Origin of the sequence: Methanobrevibacter sp. (assembly GCF_045130115.1) — an archaeon.
GTDB lineage: Archaea > Methanobacteriota > Methanobacteria > Methanobacteriales > Methanobacteriaceae > Methanocatella.
The window spans coordinates 25,840-48,509 of sequence record NZ_JBGUPC010000038.1 but is presented as its reverse complement, the minus strand read 5'-3'; the positions used below and the strand labels follow the sequence as shown (position 1 = coordinate 48,509).

The window sequence follows — 22,670 nt, the reverse complement described above, 5'->3', positions numbered from 1 at the left end:
TTATCCAGTGTTGAATTACCGTCAACAGTGTGTCCGAATTCGTCAACTTCTTCCATGATGAGTGCATCAAGCTCTTCTTCTTCCTCTTCCTCTTCAACTTTTTCTCCTAGTAATTCCGCAAGTGCTCTTTTAGTAACTTTCGCTAAAACCTCTTGGTATTCAGGAACTCCAGTTTCTCCAAGTTTTGCAGCTTCTTCAATAATGACTGGAACATATTCTTCAAATACTTTAGAACGTTTTTCTTTTTCTTTTGCAGCTCTTTTAGCCCTAATATGTTTTTGTAGTTTACGGGCTAATTTCATGGTTGCCTGTCTGATTTCATGAACAATTTCTGGCTCTGGGGAGACACTCTGTTTACCTGTTGAAAGGTAAGGGACCTGAGTTGAGATAATATTAACGAATAATGTTAATGGAGTGTTGTCCATATCTTTAAGCCCATAACGTTTCCAATCAATACTTTTAAGAGCTTCTGTGATTGCACAACTTCCTGCATCGAATGTTAATGGAACTCTATTTGCAAATCTCATAATTTCGGATTTTCTTTGTTCATTGACAACCCTACCTGAATCTCCACCATATGCAAGACCTGCTTCTATGATGAATGAAACACCACCTGCATAGGTAACTGGTTTTCTTGTTATTGTGGCCACAAATTCAGGTTTTAATATTTGTTTCATACCTTTTTCAATTTGTTCTGATCCGATTGGTATAAGTCCGTCAGTAGGAGGGGCCATGAATTTCATTTTCTTAAAGCATTGAACAATAGCTTCTGCTTCTTGGAAAGTCATGTCTTTTGGACGTTTGTTCATGTCGATTCCAGTCATTTCTGCGATTTCATCAACTCTTTTTGCTGACATTCTTGACATTGATGAAGTTAACATGCTTTTGTATCTTCTGCTGTCAGTATTTTTCGCCATTGTCATTAAATCGTCAGCACTTACACCTTTAGGGTGTGGCAATACTTCTTTTGGTTGTACTGGAACAACATCTGCTGCTCTTTTGAAGATATATTTGTGTCCTGATGGGTCTCTGAATGTAATTTTAGCATGAGGATTTCCGATCATGGTTCTTCTGATGTATTCAAATGCACCTTGTTCTGCAAGTGAGTATGAAACATCTTTAAATTGTAATTCAATACATACTCCGGTACTTTCGGCAGGATAATCTTCACTTTCCATTAAAATTCCGCGGTTGTTTTCAACATCCATTTGGAATTTCATTTTTACTCCTTTAATTTCATCTCCTTCTTTGTAACATGAAATTACGTGAGCAGGTTTACCGGTGGTCATTTGTGATAATAGAACACAACCACTACAACCTAAACCTTGTTGTCCTCTTGATTGTATGTTTCTGAATTTTGATCCTGCAAACATCATACAGTATACCTGCATTACATAGTCTTCAGGAATGCCTGGTCCGTTATCCTTATGTCTTAAGATGTAATGTTCCTTGTCGACACGTTTTAATTCGATGTCGATGTCTGGCAATATTCCAGCTTCTTCACATGCATCAAAACTGTTTGTAATCAGTTCGTGGAAGACAATAGTCAATGAACGGATTTTTCCAGTAAATCCTAACATCTGTTTGTTCTTTCTAAAGAATTGGGACGGAGTCAATCTGTCGAAATCCACATCCCAATCAATTCCTTGTTGAGCCAAAATTTTTCCTCCTTCATAATTGGTATGGTTAAATGTATTATAGTTACTATATTTAAATAAAGTGAGAGAGCATTTGAAAAGTAATATTCATACCCTACCCTATCTATCTTATCTAAATTTATGGTAAAATAATAATTTAAAAAAATGTAAAAAATATAGTATTTACACTGCACTATCTATATATGTTGGTCACAGTATATAAAAGTTTTTAAGTATTAACATAATTTTTATAGGTAAGTATTATTTTAATTGATTCATGTTTGTAATATTTCTTTGATAAAAAAATGAGAAAAAAGTTAATGGTTCTAATGGTGATTATAGGATTAAAGAGTTATTTGATGAAATAATGATTATTTTCAATCCTGAAGCAGTGATATATGTTCATGATTATACGAAAAATAAGTGTTAGGAGTATTTAACTCCTAATAATCCTTCTCATCAAAGTCGATGCCGTCCTTGAACTCGATTTTATCGTCATTAATTCCGACAAGGTCTTTGAATTCTCTCATCTTCAGGTCTTCTTTTTTATGTTCTAAAAATCCGTAGACTGATTTGTGCCTTGATCCGTTAAGAATCATTTCAATGGCTTCCTTTGCAACCATGATGTTGTCCATTTCACCGATGAGTGAAACTGTTTTTCCATAGATTGCCATGTCAACTTCTGCCATTTCCATGATGATTTCACGTGTTTTTCCGTCTTTTCCAATAATCCTTCCTTTGTGTCTTGCAAGGGCCTTTTTGGATTTGCCGATGTATAATGGTAAACTGATCACTTCTAAATAAATGTCATCGCTAATGAGCTTGAGAGCAACTTCCGGATTGAATCCACGGGCTACCGCTTTAACAATATGATTTGCATTCCAGACTCCTAATGGGTCTTCCATGTCATCTCTAGGTGTAATATAGACTGTGCCTTCATCACTATCAATATCTAGGATGGTTCCAGTTGCTTTTTCAATGGATTTTTTAACGTTACCATTGCTTCCTATTAATGCCCCCACTCTATTTTGAGGTATTTTTAAATAATCTGTTTCTGGCATAAATATCACCTTATTAATATTATTTTATTTACCTTTAAATGTTTAAATGTTTTGATAGTTATGATTTTCGTTAAATTAAGTGGTCTTAAAGATAACATAACTTAAATAAGATAAAAAACTTATTTATATTTGATGGCGAATAATAAATTTTTAAACAATTCTAATGATAGGCATGCTGCGGTTACTGATGGCGTTTTTGCAATCGCCATGACCATTCTTGTTTTGGAATTTGCTGTTCCAACGATCAATGATATTTCATCAGGGATTGCTTTAAACCAATATTTCATTAATTATTTGGCGCCGTCCATTTTGATATATTTCGTAAGTTTTTATATTGTATATAATTTTTGGCAAAATACTGTAATCCTTTTTAATTTCAGTAAGATAAGCTATGGAATATTGATGTTGAACATGGTTACAATGGCCGCTGTCTGTTTGATACCATTTGGAACCGGATTTCTTTTCAAATTTTACCAATACACTAATGCAAACATATTCTTTTCATTATTGATATTGGGAATCAGTTTACTGTACCTAGTGTTATTCTTCTTTTTGGTTAGATTTAATTTTGCGGATTATTTCAAAAGCAAGGATTTAATAAAAACAGCCGTGCAGGATTCTTATGATGATGGAATTGAATTAACAAACTTGAAAATATATATAAGGGGTGTTACATTAACATTGTTCTATCTTTTGCTGGCTCCGGTCATAAGTTCATTGTTATCCCTTTTATTGGCATTCATATCTCCAATGGCCAGTATATTGTCTTTTTTATTGACTTTAATTATAGTATTCATAATTCGCACTAGACGTTTTACCAATGACAAATTGGTGGAAGTAGATTTAACTGATGATGAAAAGAAATTTCTTGAAAATATCCGAAGAAGTATCTATGGTGAATAATGCAGTCAAAATCTTGAATTGGTAAAAAACTTTTTGCATATTTCTAAAACTTTGGGTTCACATATTCCCAAACTTCTTCAAAGCTGGTTTTAACGCCAAGCTTGGTGTATTCACGAACAAGTGTGTTGATGTCTCGCTCAAGCAGTTCCTTTGAAATCGGATTGTCCAGAACCACGGACTGTGAAACGTCAATAATCACAGGTTTTTCATCCAAATTCAGGAGATTATAATTGGACAGGTCTCCATGAACGAGCTTTGCATCGTTTACAAATCGTTTTAAATCAACAAGCAAAAGGTTCCAGAATTCATCCGGATCTTGTGGAGGCTGGTTTCTGACAGGCTGTGCAGGGTTTCCATCCTCATCACCAATGAATTCGATTAGCAATACATTGTTTGCACTTGTTATAGGTTTTGGAACTCTGACTCCTGCATTTTCAAGTCTTGTCAGGTTTTTAAACTCCTTTGTCACCCAAGAGTAGATTATTTTTCTTTTGTTTTTAGTCTTGACATTGAATCTTGGGTCGCCCTTAAGGTAATAATCCATTTTTTTAAAATCAGATGTGGCTATCCTATAAATCTTGACCGCAACGAATTTTTCATCATCTGTGATTCCGGTTAAGACATTAGCCTCTTTACCGGTACTTATGGCACCGTTTAAAACATCAATGTATCCCTGATTAGCTAATTTGTATAATGTTTCTAGTGTGATTTTGTCAAAAACTTCATTTCCGGTTTTTCTCTCGGAACTGTCCTTTCTTCTTTTTTCGGAATGAATTTTTGCATGTTTGGCGTCTGCTTTAGCTATTTTTGGATCCATTATAATCAAAAAAATAAGTAAGTGAGACTACATTTTCAAGTAGCCTTTTCTTTCAAGCCAATTGGATTCTGTTTTGGTGTATCTCCAGATTACATCGGCTTTTTCATCAGATTGGAAATCCCATGGTTTTACTAAAATTACATCTCCTTCACGTATCCAAATACGTTTTTTCATTTTTCCAGGGATTCTAGTCATTCTGATATGGCCATCAGCGCAACGAACTTTTAATTTACCATGTCCCATAATTTGTTCAACTACTCCAGGTATTTCTCCTTTTTTAGGAGTTCTTACCCTTCTATACTCTTGTTGTTGGTTGTTGTTAGGCTTAGACAAATACTCTCCTCCAAAATAATAATATAATTTTATCCATTAGATTAAATTATTTATATTTATAGTAATATATTATATATTAATTTATTGGATTTTACTATATTGTGATATTATGGGAACAGAATTTTTAAAAATTAAGGAATGTGATGAAGCTATTGATATTATTCAGGAATTATTCGATGAAAATTTAAAGCCTCAAAGCGAAGAGATTGAAGTGAGTGAAGCTTACGGCAGAATCCTATTTGATGATGTTTATTCCAGAATGGATTTTCCGCCTTTCAACAAAGCCCTAAAGGATGGTTTTGCAGTCCTTTCAAGCGACAGTTTTGGAGCTTCAGAAGAATCTCCTAATACATTGGATGTCATTGACTTTTTGGAAGCTGGCGCCACCACCGATAAGAAGGTTGAAGAGGGAAAGTGCATTGAAATCAGTACCGGAGCTGCAATGCCTGAAGGTGCAGATGCTGTTGTCATGGTCGAATATGCCGAAAAAGGTGAAGGCGCTGTCAATCTTCTGACTACTGCAACTCCGTTTCAGGATGTTGCCAAAAAAGGTTCAGACATTGAAGAGGGAAAATTGATTCTTGAAAAGGGCGATTTCTTAAATCCCGGCAAAATTGGTGTCTTATTGTCACAGGGTTTTGAAACCATTGAAGTATTTAAAAAGCCTAGTGTAGGCATACTTTCATCCGGTAATGAAATAACTCTTCAGGGAGAGGACTTGGAATATGGTAAAATCTATGATGTGAACGGCGGAATGATTAAAAACGATGCGGTATCCTGCGGTGCAGATGCCCATTTTTTAGGTGTCATGAGAGATGACTATGATGAGGTCAAGCAAAAGATAACCGAATCATTAAAAGAAGTTGACGTATTGTTCTGTTCCGGCGGAACTTCAGCAGGTCTTGGAGATGTCCTGAAGCATGTTCTGGATGAATTGGGTGAAGTGCATATCCATGGAATTTCAGTTCAGCCTGGAAAACCGACAATAGTCGGAGTTATCGACGGCAAAATCGTAATTGGGCTTCCTGGAAATCCTGTGTCTGCACTGATGATATTCAACGCATTTGTAGCTGTGCCTTTAACAAGATTGGCTGGAATCGATAAGGACTTTGAGCTAAAAACCCATAAAGGTAAAATCACAAAAAGAATCCATTCACAGGTTGGAAGAATGCAATATCAATTGGTTAAGGTTGATGGGGACAATATACATCCGATATTCAAGGATTCCGGAGCGATATTTTCATTATCCACTGCGGATGGTTATGTGAAAATTCCAAAGTTGGTTGAACTTGTTGACGAAGGCGAAGAAGTCGAAGTATTTTTATTCAATTAATATTATAAATTTAATGTAGGTGTAATTATGGATTATGAAGTAAAAGTAATTCCAGAACAAAAGTTAGGAGTTATTAACTGTAAAACCCCAATTGGTGATTTAGATGTGTTTTTATCCATGCTGATGGATTGGGTTGATACTGAAGGAATTGAAACTGATGGAGAACCGTTTATCGTATATTTCTCACCAAGACATGAAGTGAATCAGGGTGATGTTGTTTATGATGTAAGTATTCCAATTAAAGATGATGCAGATGAAACAGACAGGATTCGCGTTGTCGACATGATTGAAAATAAGGTTTTGGCAGGCAAACATTTCGGCTCAACAGACAATATCATGGATACTTATGCTGGTTTGGTTGAAGTTGCCCAAGCGAACCATTATGACATTATTGGATCACCTAAGGAAGTTCTGATAAAAGGTGTCCACAACTGCGATGATGAAAAAGATTATATTACTGAGATTCAATTACCTATCATTGAAATGTAGGTGTTAACATGGCTAAAAAAGAAGTGGATATTGAAGAGGAAGTCCAAAGGCTTTCCCGCAAAACCAATGTGAATATTAAAAAAACAGAATATTCATTTTCAAAACAACTTGAAAGATTAGATAAAGAAGTAGACAAGGCTATAAATGATAAAATCAAGATGTTTGATGAAGATAAGCAAATGACTGAAAAATACTTGTCTATTGAATATAAACATGATACAATAGACAGATATAGAGAAAAATTGAAAAAAATCTAATTTTTCTCAATCTCTTTTTTTAACTATTGGCCAACAACCCTTAAATTATGCACCAATAATTTTGGAATGATGAATGACCCGTATTGTTTGATGTCGCTTTCAAGGCCTTCAACACTTTTCATGATTTCAAAAATGTTTCCTGAAATCATGGCTTTTGAAATAGGTTCGGTTAGCTCTCCATTTTCTATTTTGAATGCATTACTTGCTTCTACTGAGAAATCACCGGAAATAGGGTTTGCAGTGTGTGCTCCTAAAACGCTTGTTGTTAAAACGCCGCTGTCAATTTCACTCAAATTCTTCATTTCGCTGAACTTGAACTCAAGGTTTGTAGGACTGATCATAGGGGTTGAGAAATAGGAACCTCTAAGTCCGTTGGAGGTTGTTTTGACTCCTTCACAATTTGCAGTATATATATCATAAATAAATGAATTTAATTTCCCATCTTTTATCAAATCTGTTTTCTGTGATGCGCTTCCTTCACCATCGCATTTTGAGGAATACATTCCCTTTTCAAGCAATGGATTGTCAGTAATGGTCAATGACTCATTAGCTATTTCCTGACCGGTTTTGTCTTTTAGGATTGATCTTCCCCTGCGCACATTTTCACCATCAAAAGCGCCCAAAAATGTTTGAAGCAGTCCAACTGCAGCATAATAATCGAGCACAACGCTGTAGTCTCCAGTTTCTACAGGTTTTGTATTGAGTGAGCTTTTCGCCAAATCACAAACTTCATTTGCCAATTTTTCACCATCAATATCGAAAAATCTTGAGGATTGGGAGTTGTATGCAGTTGCAATCTTTCCGTCTTCCTGTATAATTACGGATAATCCTAAACCATATCCTGTTCCTTCATTTTCGATTGAAACTCCATTGGAATTCACAATCAGTGACCGTCCTTCGCTTGCACTGAAGCCGGAGCCTGTTACTTCACAACCGCTGTCATTTGCAATTGCTATTGTGTCCTTTAAAAATTCGACAGACTCATCAACACTCAGGTCACTGAATTTGCTGTCATAAACATTTTTGACTTCACTTACCTTTTCGACTTCTGCAAATGCATAGTTTTCATCGCTTTTGGTAAGTTTTGCATTTTCAATGGCTTTAAGGGCAGTTTGTGAAACTTGATTGATGTTTGATGTAAATGCAAAGCCCTGTTTGTTGTCCTTGATTACTCTTACTCCAAGGCCCAATTCAATTTCCTCTTTTGCAAAGTTCAATTCATCCTTGAGGGAATCCAGTTCGATTGTTCTTCCCTCATCAATGTAAATTTCGTAATCGTCACATTTGTTTTCAAGTGTCCTTTTAACGTCTTCCGCAATTTCATATATCATTTTATCACTATAGTGCAAATTTTTCAATGGCTTCGGCAACTCCATCGCCAAATAGGTTTTCACAGGTGTAGGTGCTTATCTCTTTTAGTTTGTCGTCCGCATTGCCGACAGCTATCTTATATCCTACCTCTCTTAGGAAGTCTTCGTCGTTTTGGCTGTCTCCAATTGCCATTACATTTTCCATATTTATTCCGTTTCTTTCACAAAGGTATCTAAGTGAAGTTCCCTTGTTGACACGTTTATCGGTAATGTGAAGCGCAAAGCCGCTGTCATAAATTTCAAGCTGGTCCAGGTATTCAAAGTCTTTCAGAGCATCCTCCAATTCTTCTCTTGGTATTGTCTTGTAGAATACTGTTTCAGTTAGCCTGTACATGTTGTCGTGGGATGCATGCTTGTCGAACTTTTCGCCTAACTTCTCTTTCAGATGATTTTCGGCTGATGTTACAAAGTCCCTTTCAACCATTGTTTCAACGGCATTGTTGTTTTCTCCTTCCTTAAAGACAACTCCTCCATTTTCACAGACAATTCCTCCGCTGCAGCCTATTAAAACTTCTGTTGCGTAGGCATAGTTAACAACGTTTCCAGTTACTATTATTGTCGGAATTCCTGCAGCTTCTGCCTTTCTTAAGGCTTTAATTGCTGAAATGCAGATTTGCCTTTTCTCGTCTGTTATTGTTCCGTCAATGTCCACGGCTATTGCTTCGATTGCCATTTTATCCCCTTGAATATCTGTGTGCAATGTTACATGTTCCTTCCTTACTTACCATGCATGCTCCGATTGGGTGAAGCGGATTGCATGCTTTTCTGAATAGCTTACAGTCTTCAGGTCTTGCAAGACCTCTTAAAATAGGTCCGCATATGCATCCTTTAGGAGCTTCATTAACATCCTTGACTTCTATGTCATATTTTTCACGGGCATTGAAGTCTGCAAATTCCTTTTTGACTTCAAGAATGGAATTAGGTATTTTAGGAAATCCTCTCCATTCCCTTGATGTAACGTCAAATACCTGGTCAATCATGTCTGTTGCTATTACGTTTCCCTCTTCCTTAACTGCTCTTTTGTATTCATTTTCTATTTTCGGTGTTTCGTTATGGATTTGTCTTAAAATCATGTAAACGGACATCAGTATGTCCAATGGGTTGAATCCGGCTACTGCCTGTGGAATTCCGTAATCTGTTGAGAAGTATTCGAAAGGTTTGGTTCCGATGATTGTGCAAACGTGTCCAGGTTGAATCAATGCATTCAATGTTGTTTCACCTGAATTTATCAAAAAGTCGATTGCAGGTGGAATCAGTCTGTGACATGACAATACTGAGAAGTTTTCGGGAGGTGTTGAGAGAAGTTCTGCAGCGGTTGTTGGTGCAGTTGTTTCAAAACCTGCTGAAATAAATGCGACATCATTGTCTACCTTTTCAGCTATTTCAATTGCCTTGTTGATACCATAAACAACTCTTACGTCTCCGCCTTCTGCCTTTGCATCTGCAAGGGATCTTTCTGAACCCGGAACCCTTAGCATGTCTCCAAATGTGGTTATTGTAACTCCCTTGTCAATGAGTTCCAATGCCTCATCGATTTCACGTGATGGAACCACACATACAGGACATCCCGGTCCTGCAATGATTTCAACTTCCTCAGGAAGCAGGCTTCTAATTCCATTTTCCATGATTGTGTGTTCGTGGGAACCGCACACGTGCATTATTTTAACGGGTGTTGCTAAGTCGTTAATTTTATCTATTAATTTTTTTGACATTTCTTTCATACTCATAATAACACCGAAGATTTAATATTATATCATTACTATATCTATTATTGTATTAATTAAATTTATTGATTTATAAGGGAGATTTATGTTTAACAATAATAAAATTTTAGTAGTTATTCCAGCAAGGGGAGGTTCAAAGGGCATTCCGCGTAAAAACATTCGTTTGCTTAATCATAAGCCCTTGATTTCCTATGCTATCAATATAGCCAAATCATCACAATACGTTGATGACATTGTGGTATCTACTGATGATTCTGAAATTGCATTGTTGTCAGAAAAGTTCGGAGCAAGTGTGATAAGGCGTTCTGAAGAATTGTCAGGCGATGATGTTCCGCTTGATCCGGTCATATACGATGCAATGGTTAAAAAAGAAAAGCAAGCTTTTGATGAGTATGACCTTGTAGTAACTCTTCAGCCGACTTCACCTTTACTGAAATCATCCACTTTGGATGCGGCAATTGAGAAATTTGAGGATTTTGCTGTTGACAGCGTGTTGTCAGTTGTGGATGACAGGCATTTGAGTTGGGGATATGATGAGAATCACCAAAGGTATTTTCCGAATTATATCGAGCGAAAAAACAGGCAGTACCTTCCAAAGGATTTCAGGGAAACTGGCGCAATTTTCATAACTCGCAGAAACTTTGTTCATGAGGATTCACGTTTGGGAACCAATCTTGACCTGATTGAGGTGTCCCGCCAGGAAAGCGTTGACATCGACAATTATGAGGACTGGTGGATTGCCGAGAATTACCTGCAGAAAAAGAAAGTTGCAATCGTTGTAAATGCCTACGATGAAATAGGAACCGGTCATGTTTACAGATGTCTTTCCATCGCTTCCAAACTTGTTTTCCATGATGTTCTTTTCTTGATGGATGAGCAGCGCCAGCTTGGAATTGACATTGTCAGCAACTATAATTATCCATTCAAGCTCTATGATGGCGAGGATGACCTGATAAAAATATTGAGGGAATACTCTCCGAATATAGTTGTCAATGATATTTTGGATACTTCCAGCGAGTATATCACTCAATTGAAAGAGGATGGTTATTTTGTAGTTAACTTTGAGGACTTGGGAACAGGTACTGAAGTGGCTGATGTGGTATTCGATGCATTGTACGAACATGATGTCAGTGAGAAGAATGTTTTCACAGGCCACAAATACTATATCCTGAAAGACGAGTTCTACTTCCAGCCCCAAAAAATCATCACTCAAAAGGTTGAAAATATCATGATTACCTTTGGAGGAACCGACCCGAACAATTTCACGGAAAAGGTCATAGATTCAATTTTGGCAACTAGCTATGACGGAAGGATTAACGTAATCCTGGGATTGGGATATGATGGCCTAGAGAGGTTAATCGATAAATATGAATCAAATAACTCCATTCAGATTTATAGGAATGTTTCAGACATCAGCGAATTCATGTTTAAGGCTGATTTGATATTCACTTCAGCTGGCAGAACAATGTATGAGGTCTGTTCACTTGGTGTTCCGACAATTTGCCTATGTCAGAATGAACGTGAGCTGACACATGTCTTTGCAAACGAGACAAACGGATTTATTAATATGGGGTTGGGTGTTGATGTTGGAAAACAGCAAATCATTGATCAATTTCTTAAGTTAGTAAACGATTATGAGTTACGTCTTGAAATGAATCAGAAGATGTTGGACGTTGATTTAAAGGATGGTTTTGAAAACATCTGGTCAATCATTCGTGAAGAATATAGGAAATTTGAACTAGAGAGGTTAAAACATGAAAATATTCAATAAATATCCATATTTGATTGCGGAAATTGGCGTTAATTTTTATGACATTGCCGAAAAGGAGGGAATGTCTGATATGGATGCTGCCAAATTCATGATTGATGAAGCAAAGGAATGTGGCGTAGATGCAGTTAAATTCCAATCATATAAAGCAGAAACAATTGCGTCAAGAAATTCTCCAGCATATTGGGATTTGTCCGAAGAGCCTACAACTTCCCAGTACGAATTGTTTAAAAAATTCGATAAGTTCGGTGTCGGAGAGTACAGGGAACTTGCAGAGTATTGCCAGCAGATTGGAATAAAGTTTTTGTCCACACCTTTCGACTTTGAATCTGTAGACTATTTGGATGAATTTATGGACGTTTACAAGATTTCTTCTTCTGATTTAACAAATATTCCTTTCATTAAATATATTGCAGGCAAGAATAAGCCTATTTTACTTTCAACAGGTGCAGCAACATTAAATGAAATAAAAGAGGCAGTCAATGCAATTGAAGAAGTTTCAACAGTGGACATTGCAATAATGCATTGTGTTTTGTCATACCCTACATTATATGAGGATGCAAATCTGTTGATGATTAAGGATTTGGCCGAAAATTTCCCGGATTATGAAATTGGTTATTCTGACCACACAAAACCTGACAAGGGCATGGCGGTTTTAACAACTGCTTATAATTATGGTGCTACAATTCTTGAAAAGCATTTTACACTGGATAAGACTTTGCAGGGCAATGATCATTACCATGCAATGGACCCTGATGATGTAATCAAATTCAGGCGGAATGTTAATTTCATATCTAAAATCAACGGTATGAAAAACAAGCAGCCATTGATTTGCGAATCCTCATCAAGGCGTCAGGCAAGAAGATCCATTGTTGCAGTTCGAGATATCAACATAGGAGATGTCATAACCTCAGATGATTTGACATTCAAGCGTCCGGGCACTGGAATTTATCCGTCAAAAATTGATGAAGTCATTGGGAAAACCGCCAAGGTTGATATTTCTGAAGATACATTACTTGATTTTGACATGTTTGAATAGATTGGTGTTTTAATGTCTGTTAGTGTTAGGGATATCTGTGAAGTTTTTTTTGCCCTTGAAGAGAAATATGATCTTAATTATCAGGAGATTCAAGGCTGTTATGCATGGCAATTAATCAGAATGCATCTTTATTATGACATTACTCGAAAAACAGAAATCTTTGGGGCTCCCCAGCAGAAAGCATTGTCACTTGCAGACAAATTTGCCACATTCTTACCGTTTTTCAAAAATTCATTGATGCACAACCCTTTCAGTGGAAAATATCAAAAGGACATTTTAATTTTTGACCATCCGCGCAAGGTAATTTTTAATGGACAATACTGTGATATCTACAGCAAGTTTTTGGTTGATTTTTTAAATGGAAGTTACTCTTTTGAAGTGTTGGAATCCCCTTATTTGAATCATCACTACACCAAAAAGCAGGATTACATTCGCTATACCGATGCAATTCAATTGGGGGCATATGTTCACAAGAAGTTCAATAAGGTCGAGTTCACCCAAAAAGAGGAAGAACTCATTTTAAAGGTTCAGAATGATTTGGAAAACGCTTTCAATATAAAGCTTAACATTTTATGGATGATGAGGACACATATCTTGAATTTCCAGTACGATTATAAGAAATACATTGATTTATTCAAAAAAAGAAAGCCTAAAATGGTTTTTGTAGTAGTGGCTTATGAAAATCATGCTATTGTGGCTGCGGCCAAACATTTGGGCATTGAAGTCATTGAGCTTCAGCACGGAACCATTACTCATTATCATTTGGGCTATTCCTATCCCGAAAAAACCAGATTGAATGGTGAAATTCCATATTTCCCAGATAAGATATTGTCCTTTGGCGAATACTGGATGAATGAGGACTTCTCACCAATTGCCATGGAAAATATCATTCCAGTAGGCTTTCCATATTTCGAATATCAGTCAAAGGATTTCATCGACCTTGAAGTCATCGACAATCAGGTTTTATTCATATCCCAGGGAGTAATTGGAAAATACCTGTCCAAGCTGGCATTTGAATTTGCAAAAAGTCATTCTGATTTAAAAATAATTTATAAGCTGCATCCCGGCGAATATGAAACCTGGAGGCAAAATTATCCGGAACTGGTTGAGGCTTCAGCTTTTGACAACTTTGAAGTCATTGACAATAGTGAAATTCCACTCTATAAGATGCTGGCGCAATCCAATTATCAGGTGGGTGCATTTTCAACAGCAATCTATGAGGGAATGATGTTCGGTTGCAAAACATTTATTTTGGATGTTCCGGGTGTTGAATATCTGGATGATTTGATTGAGAGGGGTTATGTTTTTAAAATCGAGGATGCTGATGATTTAAACGATAATCTTGAAAATTTCAAACCTACCGATTATGATAAAAATTTCTTTTTTAAGAATTTGGACAAAGAACTGTTGAAGAGAGTGGTTGACAATGGATGAATATGTCAAGTTCATCAAGAGAATGGGTGTAGTGGGAATTGCAAATATACTGATATCCCTCAGCGGGCTGATATTCATTCCAATTATCACAAAAAGTTTTTCAACAGCAGATTATGGTGTTTGGGCTCAGGTGAATACCTTTGTGTCACTTGTTCCAAATTTTGTTAATTTGGGCCTTCCATATACCATGGTTCGCTTTTTAGCGGCGGAAAAGGATAAGACGGTTATTAAGCAATCTTTTTATTCAATGATGTTGTTGGTTTTGGCGTCAACTGTAATTGTGTCTTTTGTATTCCTGATGTTTTCAAATCAAATCGCCAGTGCGTTATTTGATGGAAGCATGCAGATAATGTATATTGTTATAATAATGTCATTCTTCGCATGTTTGGATTTGATGCTTTTGAGCTATTTCCGGACATTTCAGCAGATTGTTCTTTACTCCACATTTTTAGTCTTGCAAACTTATATCGGTGTAGTGTTCAGTATTGTTTTGACTTGGATGCATCAGCCTATTGATGTGGTTGTTTTAGGACGTTTCTTTGGATTTTTCTTTGTATTTGTGGCAATGGCCATTTTGATTGTTCGGGAGTTGGGATTCACTACAAAACTCAAGAGCTTGAAGGATGAATTGAAATTTGCCATTCCGACAGTTCCGAATAACATATCATCATGGGTTGTTGATTCAAGCGACAAATTTGTAATAGGTATATTTCTTGGATCTGCTGCGGTTGGATGTTACTCTCCGGGATATGCATTGGGAAACATTATTCTGATGTTTTTGACTCCGTTTGCAGTTTTGCTTCCTGCAGTATTGCCAGAATATTATGAAAAGGGAGACATGGGTACTGTAGACACCTTTTTGACATATTCGATGAAATATTATCTGTTACTTACCATTCCTGCAACTGTGGGATTGAGTTTGCTTTCAAAACCTCTGCTTTACATATTAACTACTACAGTCATTGCAGACAATGGTTTCATGATTACTCCTTTGGTGGCATTGGGAGCGGTATTTATGGGAATTTATGGTATCGTTAACAATATCATTATTCTTGAGAAAAGGACAACAATCCTTGCACATATATGGATTGCAGTGGCTATTTTAAACATTGTCTTAAATATATTTTCTGTGCCATATATTGGAATTTATGGTGCGGGGCTTGCAACACTGGTCTGTTATTTCTTCGCATTTGCAGTTACCATATTTTATTGTAAAAAGTATGCCAGATTGCCGTTTGACTATAAATCAATTGCCAAGATATTAATCGCTTCAATAGTCATGGGTATATTTGTAACTTTTGCAAATCCTACAGGTATCATCAATATTTTAATTGTTGTTGGTGTGGCGGTGGTAATTTACTTTGCTGTGCTGTTACTGTTAAAGGGAATTGATAAAAAAGAGATTAATCTGATTAAAGGCATGATTTAGTGGAATCTTTTTTCTTTTTTTAGTTTTTCGTAATGGTCAATGTCCCTATACTTAAAGACTTCTGCAGGGTGTCCTCCTGCTATTGCATATTTTTCAACATCTTTGACCACAACGCTGCCTGCCTGGATTATTGCTCCCTCGCCAATCCTTACGCCCGGAAGTATTGTTACGCGATTTCCCAGCCATACGTTATCTTCAATAATCACGTCTTTTGAGATTATTGTGTCGTCATATGGTATTGCATTGCCCTTATCGTAATTGTGGATGCTTGTGATTATCATGCATTCTATGCCTGAATGGAAATTATCACCAATGGAAACATTACCATTTCCTTGAATTTTCATCCCATTAAAATTAACATTATTACCTAAAGTGGTATTTGGCGTAACGTAACTTTCACCATTTACCTTGAAGTTATTGCCATAGCTTTTTGCAACACTTTCACATCTATGTTGATAAAATTTTTTCTTAATTTTGCTAAGAATCATGGTATCTAAAAAAAAGAAATTAAATTTCTGCAGAACAATCTGCAGAATATTTGCTGAGTAAAACAGCGCATTTGTCAATAGTTTCTTGATCTAATTTAATTGTGCTATTTTTGATTTTATATAATAGCTCTTCAATAAATAGGTCTTCATCAGTCAAAGGCATATTTATTACAACAACTTCATTATTAATAAAACCAACTAGCGGTTCAACAAAGCAATTTTTGATATTATTATCATTTAAGAAGTTAATTAAATCTTCACCTAAAGACAATGATTTTTGTTTGATTTTATCATCTTGAGAAAATTTAGCTTGTTTTGTAGTGTATCTAAATCTTCTTTTGTTTCCATCTATCGGAATCTCTTCAATTTTGTCTTCATCTAATTCAGTAGATCCAATCAGACTTAAATTTTCATTTTCTGCTTCTAATCTTAGTTTAGGATTGTATTTCTGTGAAAGAAGAGCATAGATTCCAGTCGGACCTACAACTAAGTGGTTTATGCTTGAAGAAGATGTAGGAGTTTTTAAATTGTAGAATACATAGTAATCATTAGAAAGGGTTAATAAGTGTTCTCTAATAATTCTTGTTCTTTCTTCTACCTGTTTGTCATCTCTTGACTTATATAGTCCATAACAAAGCATTATGACTCCAATAAATATTGCAACAATACCTATACCACTATTGATGAGTAGAATTTCAATAATACTTATTACGAAAATACCTATACCTACAATTAGAATGATTGAATTGGTATCCATATTATTGATGTCAAATCCGATATCCGGCTCATAAAGGGAATTCTTCTCAGGCACCACTTCACCATTGTCAGGTTCTGCAATGCTTATTTTTTCCAGGAAGCTTCCAGATGATTTTTTAGAATATTCACTATCTTTTGGATAGTAATCATTCATGCTTTTGAAAAATTCAGTTTTGAGGAAATTCTTCAAAATATTGTAGTCATTTGTTTTTGGAATAGCAAATTCCTTACCAAATTTAGATAAAACTTCATCAGGAATTGTAGTTCTTGCAGTTTTAGCATTACTTGCTTCTTGTTCTTCGAGTTCCAGTTCTCTTTTCTCGTCATCTGCAATCTTTTGCATATGTTCTTCTGAAAAGAAATTTCCGAGCCTATCAGTAAATGATTTAAAAGAACGATCAGGTTCCTCATTTGTTAATTCTTCAGGTGTTTGGTTTTCAGTGTTAGAGTTTTGTCTAATGGTTTTTAACTCTTCTTGTCTTTCTTCAAGATACTTATCCAATTCCTTATTCATCTCGTCATCTAAATATCTTAAAGGACCTCCACAACTATCACATTCATAATCAAGTATGCTATCGCTACTTCTTATCTTATATTTTAATCCACAGTCTTGGCATTGCACAATATAGGAATTATCATATTTTAATGTAGTAGTATATGAAGAATTTTCGTTAGTTTCCTCATTAGAATAATCTTCTAAATATTCTAAGTCACCTGCACATGAAGAACACTCAAATGTTGTGATATCGTCATCATCATCGAGTTGGTATTTTGCACCACAGTTCTTACAGCATACAACTTTCATAATATCCCTTAAAATTGCTTTATGATATTAGTTATAAATTTTTTTTATTATATATGTTTCTAATAATTATTGATGCATTCATAGTAAATGTCTTCAATTTGCTTTGAAACTTTATTCCAATCATACTTTTCTTCGATTAACTTTCTTCCATTCTTTCCAAACTTGTTACATAATTCTTCATCATTTAATAATGTTTCAATACAATTGGATAAGTCATTTTCATCAAATTCGCAAACAAGGCCCACATTATCTTTTACCCATGTTTGTATATGATTGTTTTTTGTTAAAATCAACGGTTTAAAACAAGCCATGGCCTCAAGGCCGCTTGTGGTAAATGATTCATATCTTGAAGGCATGATAAAAATGTCACAATCAACCAATGCTTCAATTTTGTCATTTCCGGTTAAAACTCCCGGAAATATTATTTTATCTTTTAAATTAAGCTCGTCAATTAATTTTTCAAGTTCTTCTTTAAAACCATAATCTCCTCCGACAATGGCCAATTTGACATTATCGTCAGATATCCTGCTGAAGCTTTTAACCAATAAATCAAGTCCTTTTATTTCATGAATTCTTCCTAAAAACAGGATTAATTTCTCTTCACTGGCAATATTGTGTTTTGATTTGAACTTGCCTTTGTCCGGCAACTGTTCATATTCGGCCATATTAATTCCCAATGGGACAATTTCAATTTTGTCTTTGGACACTCCCATTTTCAGATATTGTTCTTTTTCGACTTCAGTCAGTGCAAAAACCCTGGATGCGTCATGCAATATGTTGAATCCCCAAAGATTATCAAAAACTTCCTTTAATTTTTCCTTTTGAAAAAAGGGGAGAACTGATCCATGAGCTTGTAGAACATATGGAACATTATTCTTTTGAGCATATCTGTGGGTTGCAATCGCTAAGGATTGCCTGTGCTCATGAATGTGGATTATATCGAAATCAGAGATTGTCTTTTTAAGGTAGTTGATTAAGCTGAGAGGTGTGTCAATGGTCATTTTGTTTTTAAATGAGTTTGACAAATTTTTAAAATAAAAAACCTTGATGCCCTCAACATCCACATTGTAATTGTTCTCAAATTTTAATCTTTTATCGCAGCTATCTGTGGTATAAACACAAACGTTGTGTCCATTTTCCACTTGCTTTTTTGCAATTTGATAAGATGCATTCACAACCCCTCCGTGTGAAAAACAGGGAGCGAATGAAGGCACGACATGTAAAATATTCATTTTAAACACTTTTTTCGTATATGTAAACATTATTTATATTCTTTATTTCAGTATAATTTGTCAGATTATTCTGGATTCGGTCGGAGATATAGTAAGTAACGTTGCTTGCATCAATCGTTTCGGTGTCATAGCTTTTTATTGGCAGGACATTTTCTCCTAACCACCAATTGTATGCTCTTACATTGTAAGTGCCGATTGAAATGTTTTTATAATCCGGATTATTGGTAATTATGTAATCTGAAACATCTTCTATTGTTTTAAATTTATTTGTTTCGTCAAAAGTGTATGTAAATGCGAAAGCTTGAATGATGAACAATGCAATCAGTATGATAGGGATTATATTTTCATTGATTTTGATGCGCTTATTTATTGTATCGATTGAAAGTAGGATAAAGTAGATTATGGCCGGAAATACTGGCAGTATGTATCTGTTTACTTTGATTGTGTAATAACTGAAGAATATTATGTTGGAAAATATCCATGCGAGCATGAAGTATTCCGCTTTATTTTCGCTATCCTTGCCCATGAAATAAATGCCCAGCAGAACCAGCAATGTTGTAATTACAGAGCTTATTCTGGTAAAACTCACTATTGCAGCTATAAAGAATACTAATGGAATGATGTCCTTTTTTTGAGGGGATCGTTTGTTATCATATAGCCACAAGCCTATTCCAATAATCATTATTCCGATAATTCCCCAAGCTAGCGGCGTAGGATTGTCTAAAACAGGATTTCCATCAATTACTGTATGTGAATTTGAGATGAAATTGATGAAATTTGTCAGATAGTAGCTTACATCAGTATTATATGCAGGGTCAGTTTGTGATCCCTGGGCGCCGCTGACTCCTGATGAAATCTGGTTCCCCGCACCAAAAGTCCCTCCTCCCAAAGTTATTATCGATGCCATGATAATGGATGTTAAAATCACACCAATAGCAATTCCTTTTAGGATATATTTCAAATCCTTTCTATCGATTTTGAATCCTTTCTGATAAACGTAATAAAGTGCAAGTGCAGGCAATGTCAATAAGATGGTGTATCTTGTAAAGATTCCTAATATGACGAATAATATTGCAAGCTGATAGTATTTTGGATTGTCATCTATTGCAATGACTGTAAATAATGCTGTCCAAATGGTCATGGATACGGCAGGAATGTCTAAAGTCCCGTTTGCCAGCCAGGTCAGGTAAAGAGTTAATGAACAGTAAATTATAGTTCCTGTCAAGCTTAAATTTTCATTGAAATATCGTTTAAGCAGAATATAAAAACCAATGTTTCCGAATACGGCAAATGCTCCTGTTACTATATAAATGGCCTGCAGGTCTACAAATCCCAAACGGAAGAATATTGATGTTAAATAACAAATTAATGGGGACAAATAAATCGTTCCTGTTGCACGAATATTTGTTCCGGTATAATAAAGTGCATTTAAAAGATAAACGTAAACGTCAGAACAGTAAATTCCAAGATTATTATTGAAATTTATGTAATATGCGACCAGAATAATGCTGTAAATCAGAATAAACAGCAAATAATATTTATCTTTTTGTTTTATATTGAATTCCTCAAACATCACTACTATTTTTTTTAATGATTTTATTTAAAGATTGTTAGAAAAATGATCCAAGTGCAAATGATAGGAAGGCAATTAGCATCCCAATCTTCAACAGTTTTGAGGATTTATGGGCAGTAGCTTCATCCTGTGATTTCAAAATTAAAATTGCGGAGTAAATAAATAGTACTACTGCAATTGCTATTATTACCAGGTATAATATTCCAAAAATATGGTAAATGTATAACAATGGACACAACGCACAGTCGATAATGATTAGAATTGTGGCAAGTATTGCAGGTGTCCTTTTACCGATTAAAATAGGCAAAGTTCTTGCACCGTCCTTTTTATCCCCTTCAACATCCTCTATATCCTTGATGATTTCACGTGCGGTTGTCATGACAAATGCAAAGAATCCTAAAAATATTGAAGTCATCACAATGTTGGGATTGTTAATGGTGAATCCTCCGAAAACAAATCCGAATCCTGTCATGAATCCCACTGCCAGGTTTCCAATCAATGGTGTTGCTTTTAATTTCCACGCATATAGATAAAGAATCACATCTGCAATCAGAACGATGGCAAAAGGAATCCAGTTGGATGTCAGATAGCTGATTAAAAATCCGCATAGTGTACCTGCCAGGAAGAGGAGATATGCATATTTTTTACCATTTTCACGTGAAATTCGTCCTGAAGGTAGTGGCCTTTCAGGCTTGTTAACCAAATCGATGTTATAGTCAAAATAATCGTTAATCACATTTCCAGCTGCTGTTTCAAAAAACACAGTTATCATTGCAAGTATAATAGGTATGCTGATTGTCTTATCAATTATTGCCACTAAGATGATTGATATTGCACCCATCACTGCATTTCCAGGTCTTAAAATTTCTATGTATGGATTCATATGACTTCCTCAAGGATTTTTGAAAAATTCTTTGCAGTATTCTTTAAAGAGTAATCCTGTGCAAATTCATTTCCACTATATTTCAGTTCATTTTTATTATATTTTGTGTAATAATCATAAATAGCTTTTTTGCATTCATCGACATTGGATACGTGGTATCCGATATTTGTCTTGTCAATCAGGTCTTTAAGGGAACCTTCCTTATATCCGATTGATAAAATCGGTTTTTTGCAGCCTATGCAATCATAGACTTTGCCGGGTATGAACATCTTTTCGGATTCGTTCATCCATGAGATTAAAAGCAATATGTCAGAGTTCATCTGATGCTGGAGGACTTCACTTTGTGTTATCCTTCCGTGGATATTGACATTGTCTTTGATATTGTATTTCTGGGAAAGCTCGGCCAGATTTGTTTCATCCCCATAAAAATCAACAACGATTTTATCTGAATCTATTTTATTTTCACCAATCAATTGACCGATTGCGTCAAACAATATTGATGGATCTCTTTTTCCACTGTAAAGTGATCCGGCATACATCAAGGTTAGTTTTTCACTGTTTTCCGTCTGGTTTGTTCTTTCAAAATCTTGCGGATCAAAACCTGAAACCACACACTCAATCCTTTTTGTTGGATGAATGCCTTTAAGTGTTGTTTTAGCCAATTCAGTCGTTGTTGTCAGGGCATCGACATTCTTGAATGTTTTCATTTCCAATCTTTTTTCAAAATATCTTCTAATGACATTATGGTTAATGTAAGGATTTAAATTCCATAAATCTCTCAAATCCGCTACCCACGGAATGCCGTACTTTTCCTTTAAATCATGTGCTATGATATGCGAGGTGATTGGAGATGATGTTGACAGTATCGCATCTATCTTCTCATTTTCGATGATTTCTGAAGCTGCTTCAACTGCAGGCTTTTTCCAGTATTTCATGCTATCCGGGTATGCAAAGATCTCTCCTGCAAGGGATAATGATTTTGAGACGAACTTATTTGTCTGGTCTCTGCCGCTAACTTCTCTCTTACGGCCGGTATTATTTGATTTTGGCATGAATTTTGAAATCATGTCTTGATAATCGGTTTCAATGACTCTGACATTATCAATTTTAACCGTATCGTTGGAAGTCCTTGGCACAATCACAATAGGTTGCCATCCAAATGAAGGCAGGTATTTAGAAACTCCCCTCAACCTTTTTGATGCGATTCCAGTATCATGATTATAGTTAAATGCGATATAAATGACCTTTTTCATGTATTATCCCGGTTATTTTTATTATTATAATTTTTATAGTTACTTTTAAAATAATTTTTCCCTAACTTTTATATTTCAGTATTTAA

Annotated in this window: 21 protein-coding genes; 8 read left to right on the top strand and 13 right to left on the bottom strand. The window is 35.5% G+C overall.

Annotated features, from left to right (window positions below):
- Both top6B and ACJMML_RS06460 read right to left on the bottom strand, forming a co-directional pair.
- The coding region (top6B, locus tag ACJMML_RS06465; RefSeq protein WP_405306524.1) for a DNA topoisomerase VI subunit B at window positions 1-1,658 on the bottom strand (1,658 nt) is incomplete at its 3' end.
- Window positions 1,659-2,080: 422 nt separating this feature from the next.
- Window positions 2,081-2,698, bottom strand: a complete 618-nt coding sequence (locus ACJMML_RS06460; protein ID WP_405306523.1) for a KH domain-containing protein — start codon at window positions 2,696-2,698, stop codon at window positions 2,081-2,083.
- Window positions 2,699-2,830: 132 nt separating this feature from the next.
- On the opposite strand from ACJMML_RS06460, the gene ACJMML_RS06455 reads away from it, so the two are divergent.
- Window positions 2,831-3,601, top strand: coding sequence for a TMEM175 family protein (locus tag ACJMML_RS06455; protein WP_405306522.1), 771 nt, complete (start codon window positions 2,831-2,833; stop codon window positions 3,599-3,601).
- Between the two features lie 43 nt (window positions 3,602-3,644).
- Here ACJMML_RS06455 and ACJMML_RS06450 read toward each other — a convergent pair whose 3' ends face one another.
- Window positions 3,645-4,418, bottom strand: a complete 774-nt coding sequence (locus tag ACJMML_RS06450) for a serine protein kinase RIO (RefSeq protein WP_405306527.1) — start codon at window positions 4,416-4,418, stop codon at window positions 3,645-3,647.
- A 27-nt stretch (window positions 4,419-4,445) separates the two neighbouring features.
- Window positions 4,446-4,751, bottom strand: a complete 306-nt coding sequence (gene eif1A, locus ACJMML_RS06445) for a translation initiation factor eIF-1A (RefSeq protein ID WP_292600781.1) — start codon at window positions 4,749-4,751, stop codon at window positions 4,446-4,448.
- A 109-nt stretch (window positions 4,752-4,860) separates the two neighbouring features.
- On the opposite strand from eif1A, the gene glp reads away from it, so the two are divergent.
- From glp to ACJMML_RS06430, 3 genes are read left to right on the top strand one after another with little or no spacing between them, the layout of a single operon-like run.
- A complete protein-coding gene (glp, locus tag ACJMML_RS06440; RefSeq protein WP_405306521.1) occupies window positions 4,861-6,084 on the top strand; it encodes a gephyrin-like molybdotransferase Glp in 1,224 nt (407 codons plus the stop codon).
- A 27-nt stretch (window positions 6,085-6,111) separates the two neighbouring features.
- On the top strand, window positions 6,112-6,573 hold the full coding sequence (locus tag ACJMML_RS06435) for a GyrI-like domain-containing protein (RefSeq protein ID WP_405306520.1): 462 nt from the start codon (window positions 6,112-6,114) through the stop codon (window positions 6,571-6,573).
- An 8-nt stretch (window positions 6,574-6,581) separates the two neighbouring features.
- Window positions 6,582-6,830: a hypothetical protein gene (locus ACJMML_RS06430; protein WP_405306519.1), complete on the top strand. Its 249-nt coding sequence runs from the start codon at window positions 6,582-6,584 to the stop codon at window positions 6,828-6,830.
- Between the two features lie 23 nt (window positions 6,831-6,853).
- On the opposite strand, the gene ACJMML_RS06425 is transcribed toward ACJMML_RS06430, so the two are convergent.
- Genes ACJMML_RS06425 through hypD form a run of 3 tightly spaced genes read right to left on the bottom strand, consistent with a single transcriptional unit; the run spans window position 6,854 to window position 9,921 of the window.
- Entirely contained in the window at window positions 6,854-8,161 is a 1,308-nt protein-coding gene (locus tag ACJMML_RS06425; RefSeq protein ID WP_405306518.1) for a TldD/PmbA family protein, read from the bottom strand.
- 7 nt (window positions 8,162-8,168) lie between these two features.
- On the bottom strand, window positions 8,169-8,873 hold the full coding sequence (locus ACJMML_RS06420) for a phosphoglycolate phosphatase (RefSeq protein ID WP_405306517.1): 705 nt from the start codon (window positions 8,871-8,873) through the stop codon (window positions 8,169-8,171).
- A 1-nt stretch (window position 8,874) separates the two neighbouring features.
- Window positions 8,875-9,921 (bottom strand): hydrogenase formation protein HypD, encoded by a 1,047-nt coding sequence (gene hypD / locus ACJMML_RS06415; RefSeq protein WP_405306526.1) that lies wholly within the window; start codon window positions 9,919-9,921, stop codon window positions 8,875-8,877.
- Between the two features lie 88 nt (window positions 9,922-10,009).
- Here hypD and ACJMML_RS06410 point away from each other — a divergent pair, with 88 nt between their 5' ends.
- From ACJMML_RS06410 to ACJMML_RS06395, 4 genes are read left to right on the top strand one after another with little or no spacing between them, the layout of a single operon-like run.
- On the top strand, window positions 10,010-11,695 hold the full coding sequence (locus ACJMML_RS06410) for a cytidylyltransferase domain-containing protein (protein ID WP_405306516.1): 1,686 nt from the start codon (window positions 10,010-10,012) through the stop codon (window positions 11,693-11,695).
- Window positions 11,679-12,731, top strand: coding sequence for an N-acetylneuraminate synthase family protein (locus ACJMML_RS06405; protein WP_405306515.1), 1,053 nt, complete (start codon window positions 11,679-11,681; stop codon window positions 12,729-12,731). Before ACJMML_RS06410 ends, ACJMML_RS06405 begins: the two co-directional genes overlap by 17 nt.
- Before the next feature lie 12 nt (window positions 12,732-12,743).
- Window positions 12,744-14,165, top strand: a complete 1,422-nt coding sequence (locus tag ACJMML_RS06400; RefSeq protein WP_405306514.1) for a sialyltransferase — start codon at window positions 12,744-12,746, stop codon at window positions 14,163-14,165.
- Complete coding sequence (locus tag ACJMML_RS06395; RefSeq protein WP_405306525.1) at window positions 14,158-15,594, top strand: lipopolysaccharide biosynthesis protein; 1,437 nt, start codon at window positions 14,158-14,160, stop codon at window positions 15,592-15,594. The genes ACJMML_RS06400 and ACJMML_RS06395 overlap by 8 nt, the downstream gene beginning before the upstream one ends.
- Here ACJMML_RS06395 and ACJMML_RS06390 read toward each other — a convergent pair.
- The 6 genes from ACJMML_RS06390 to ACJMML_RS06365 all read right to left on the bottom strand — a co-directional run bounded on the left by ACJMML_RS06390 (window position 15,591) and on the right by ACJMML_RS06365 (window position 22,584).
- Complete coding sequence (locus ACJMML_RS06390) at window positions 15,591-16,082, bottom strand: acyltransferase (protein ID WP_405306513.1); 492 nt, start codon at window positions 16,080-16,082, stop codon at window positions 15,591-15,593. The genes ACJMML_RS06395 and ACJMML_RS06390 overlap by 4 nt on opposite strands.
- A 19-nt stretch (window positions 16,083-16,101) precedes the next feature.
- The gene (locus tag ACJMML_RS06385) at window positions 16,102-17,460 is read right to left on the bottom strand and encodes an NERD domain-containing protein (RefSeq protein ID WP_405306512.1); all 1,359 of its coding nucleotides are present in this window, start codon (window positions 17,458-17,460) and stop codon (window positions 16,102-16,104) included.
- A 242-nt stretch (window positions 17,461-17,702) separates the two neighbouring features.
- Entirely contained in the window at window positions 17,703-18,875 is a 1,173-nt protein-coding gene (locus ACJMML_RS06380) for a glycosyltransferase (RefSeq protein ID WP_405306511.1), read from the bottom strand.
- A 1-nt stretch (window position 18,876) separates the two neighbouring features.
- Window positions 18,877-20,448 (bottom strand): glycosyltransferase family 39 protein, encoded by a 1,572-nt coding sequence (locus tag ACJMML_RS06375; protein WP_405306510.1) that lies wholly within the window; start codon window positions 20,446-20,448, stop codon window positions 18,877-18,879.
- 37 nt (window positions 20,449-20,485) lie between these two features.
- Window positions 20,486-21,331, bottom strand: a complete 846-nt coding sequence (locus ACJMML_RS06370) for a UbiA family prenyltransferase (protein ID WP_405306509.1) — start codon at window positions 21,329-21,331, stop codon at window positions 20,486-20,488.
- Entirely contained in the window at window positions 21,328-22,584 is a 1,257-nt protein-coding gene (locus tag ACJMML_RS06365) for a glycosyl transferase GT4 family protein (protein WP_405306508.1), read from the bottom strand. The genes ACJMML_RS06370 and ACJMML_RS06365 overlap by 4 nt, the downstream gene beginning before the upstream one ends.
- Between the last annotated feature and the right edge of the window lie 86 nt (window positions 22,585-22,670).

Bases quoted from the DNA above. Each gene is read 5' to 3' on its own strand.
- ACJMML_RS06460 (WP_405306523.1), bottom strand. From the start codon at position 2,698: ATGCCAGAAACAGATTATTTAAAAATACCTCAAAATAGAGTGGGGGCA.
- ACJMML_RS06455 (WP_405306522.1), top strand. From the start codon at position 2,831: ATGGCGAATAATAAATTTTTAAACAATTCTAATGATAGGCATGCTGCG.
- ACJMML_RS06450 (WP_405306527.1), bottom strand. From the start codon at position 4,418: ATGGATCCAAAAATAGCTAAAGCAGACGCCAAACATGCAAAAATTCAT.
- glp (WP_405306521.1), top strand. From the start codon at position 4,861: ATGGGAACAGAATTTTTAAAAATTAAGGAATGTGATGAAGCTATTGAT.
- ACJMML_RS06435 (WP_405306520.1), top strand. From the start codon at position 6,112: ATGGATTATGAAGTAAAAGTAATTCCAGAACAAAAGTTAGGAGTTATT.
- ACJMML_RS06430 (WP_405306519.1), top strand. From the start codon at position 6,582: ATGGCTAAAAAAGAAGTGGATATTGAAGAGGAAGTCCAAAGGCTTTCC.
- ACJMML_RS06425 (WP_405306518.1), bottom strand. From the start codon at position 8,161: ATGATATATGAAATTGCGGAAGACGTTAAAAGGACACTTGAAAACAAA.
- ACJMML_RS06420 (WP_405306517.1), bottom strand. From the start codon at position 8,873: ATGGCAATCGAAGCAATAGCCGTGGACATTGACGGAACAATAACAGAC.
- hypD (WP_405306526.1), bottom strand. From the start codon at position 9,921: ATGAAAGAAATGTCAAAAAAATTAATAGATAAAATTAACGACTTAGCA.
- ACJMML_RS06410 (WP_405306516.1), top strand. From the start codon at position 10,010: ATGTTTAACAATAATAAAATTTTAGTAGTTATTCCAGCAAGGGGAGGT.
- ACJMML_RS06405 (WP_405306515.1), top strand. From the start codon at position 11,679: ATGAAAATATTCAATAAATATCCATATTTGATTGCGGAAATTGGCGTT.
- ACJMML_RS06400 (WP_405306514.1), top strand. From the start codon at position 12,744: ATGTCTGTTAGTGTTAGGGATATCTGTGAAGTTTTTTTTGCCCTTGAA.
- ACJMML_RS06395 (WP_405306525.1), top strand. From the start codon at position 14,158: ATGGATGAATATGTCAAGTTCATCAAGAGAATGGGTGTAGTGGGAATT.
- ACJMML_RS06390 (WP_405306513.1), bottom strand. From the start codon at position 16,082: ATGATTCTTAGCAAAATTAAGAAAAAATTTTATCAACATAGATGTGAA.
- ACJMML_RS06380 (WP_405306511.1), bottom strand. From the start codon at position 18,875: ATGAATATTTTACATGTCGTGCCTTCATTCGCTCCCTGTTTTTCACAC.
- ACJMML_RS06375 (WP_405306510.1), bottom strand. From the start codon at position 20,448: ATGTTTGAGGAATTCAATATAAAACAAAAAGATAAATATTATTTGCTG.
- ACJMML_RS06370 (WP_405306509.1), bottom strand. From the start codon at position 21,331: ATGAATCCATACATAGAAATTTTAAGACCTGGAAATGCAGTGATGGGT.
- ACJMML_RS06365 (WP_405306508.1), bottom strand. From the start codon at position 22,584: ATGAAAAAGGTCATTTATATCGCATTTAACTATAATCATGATACTGGA.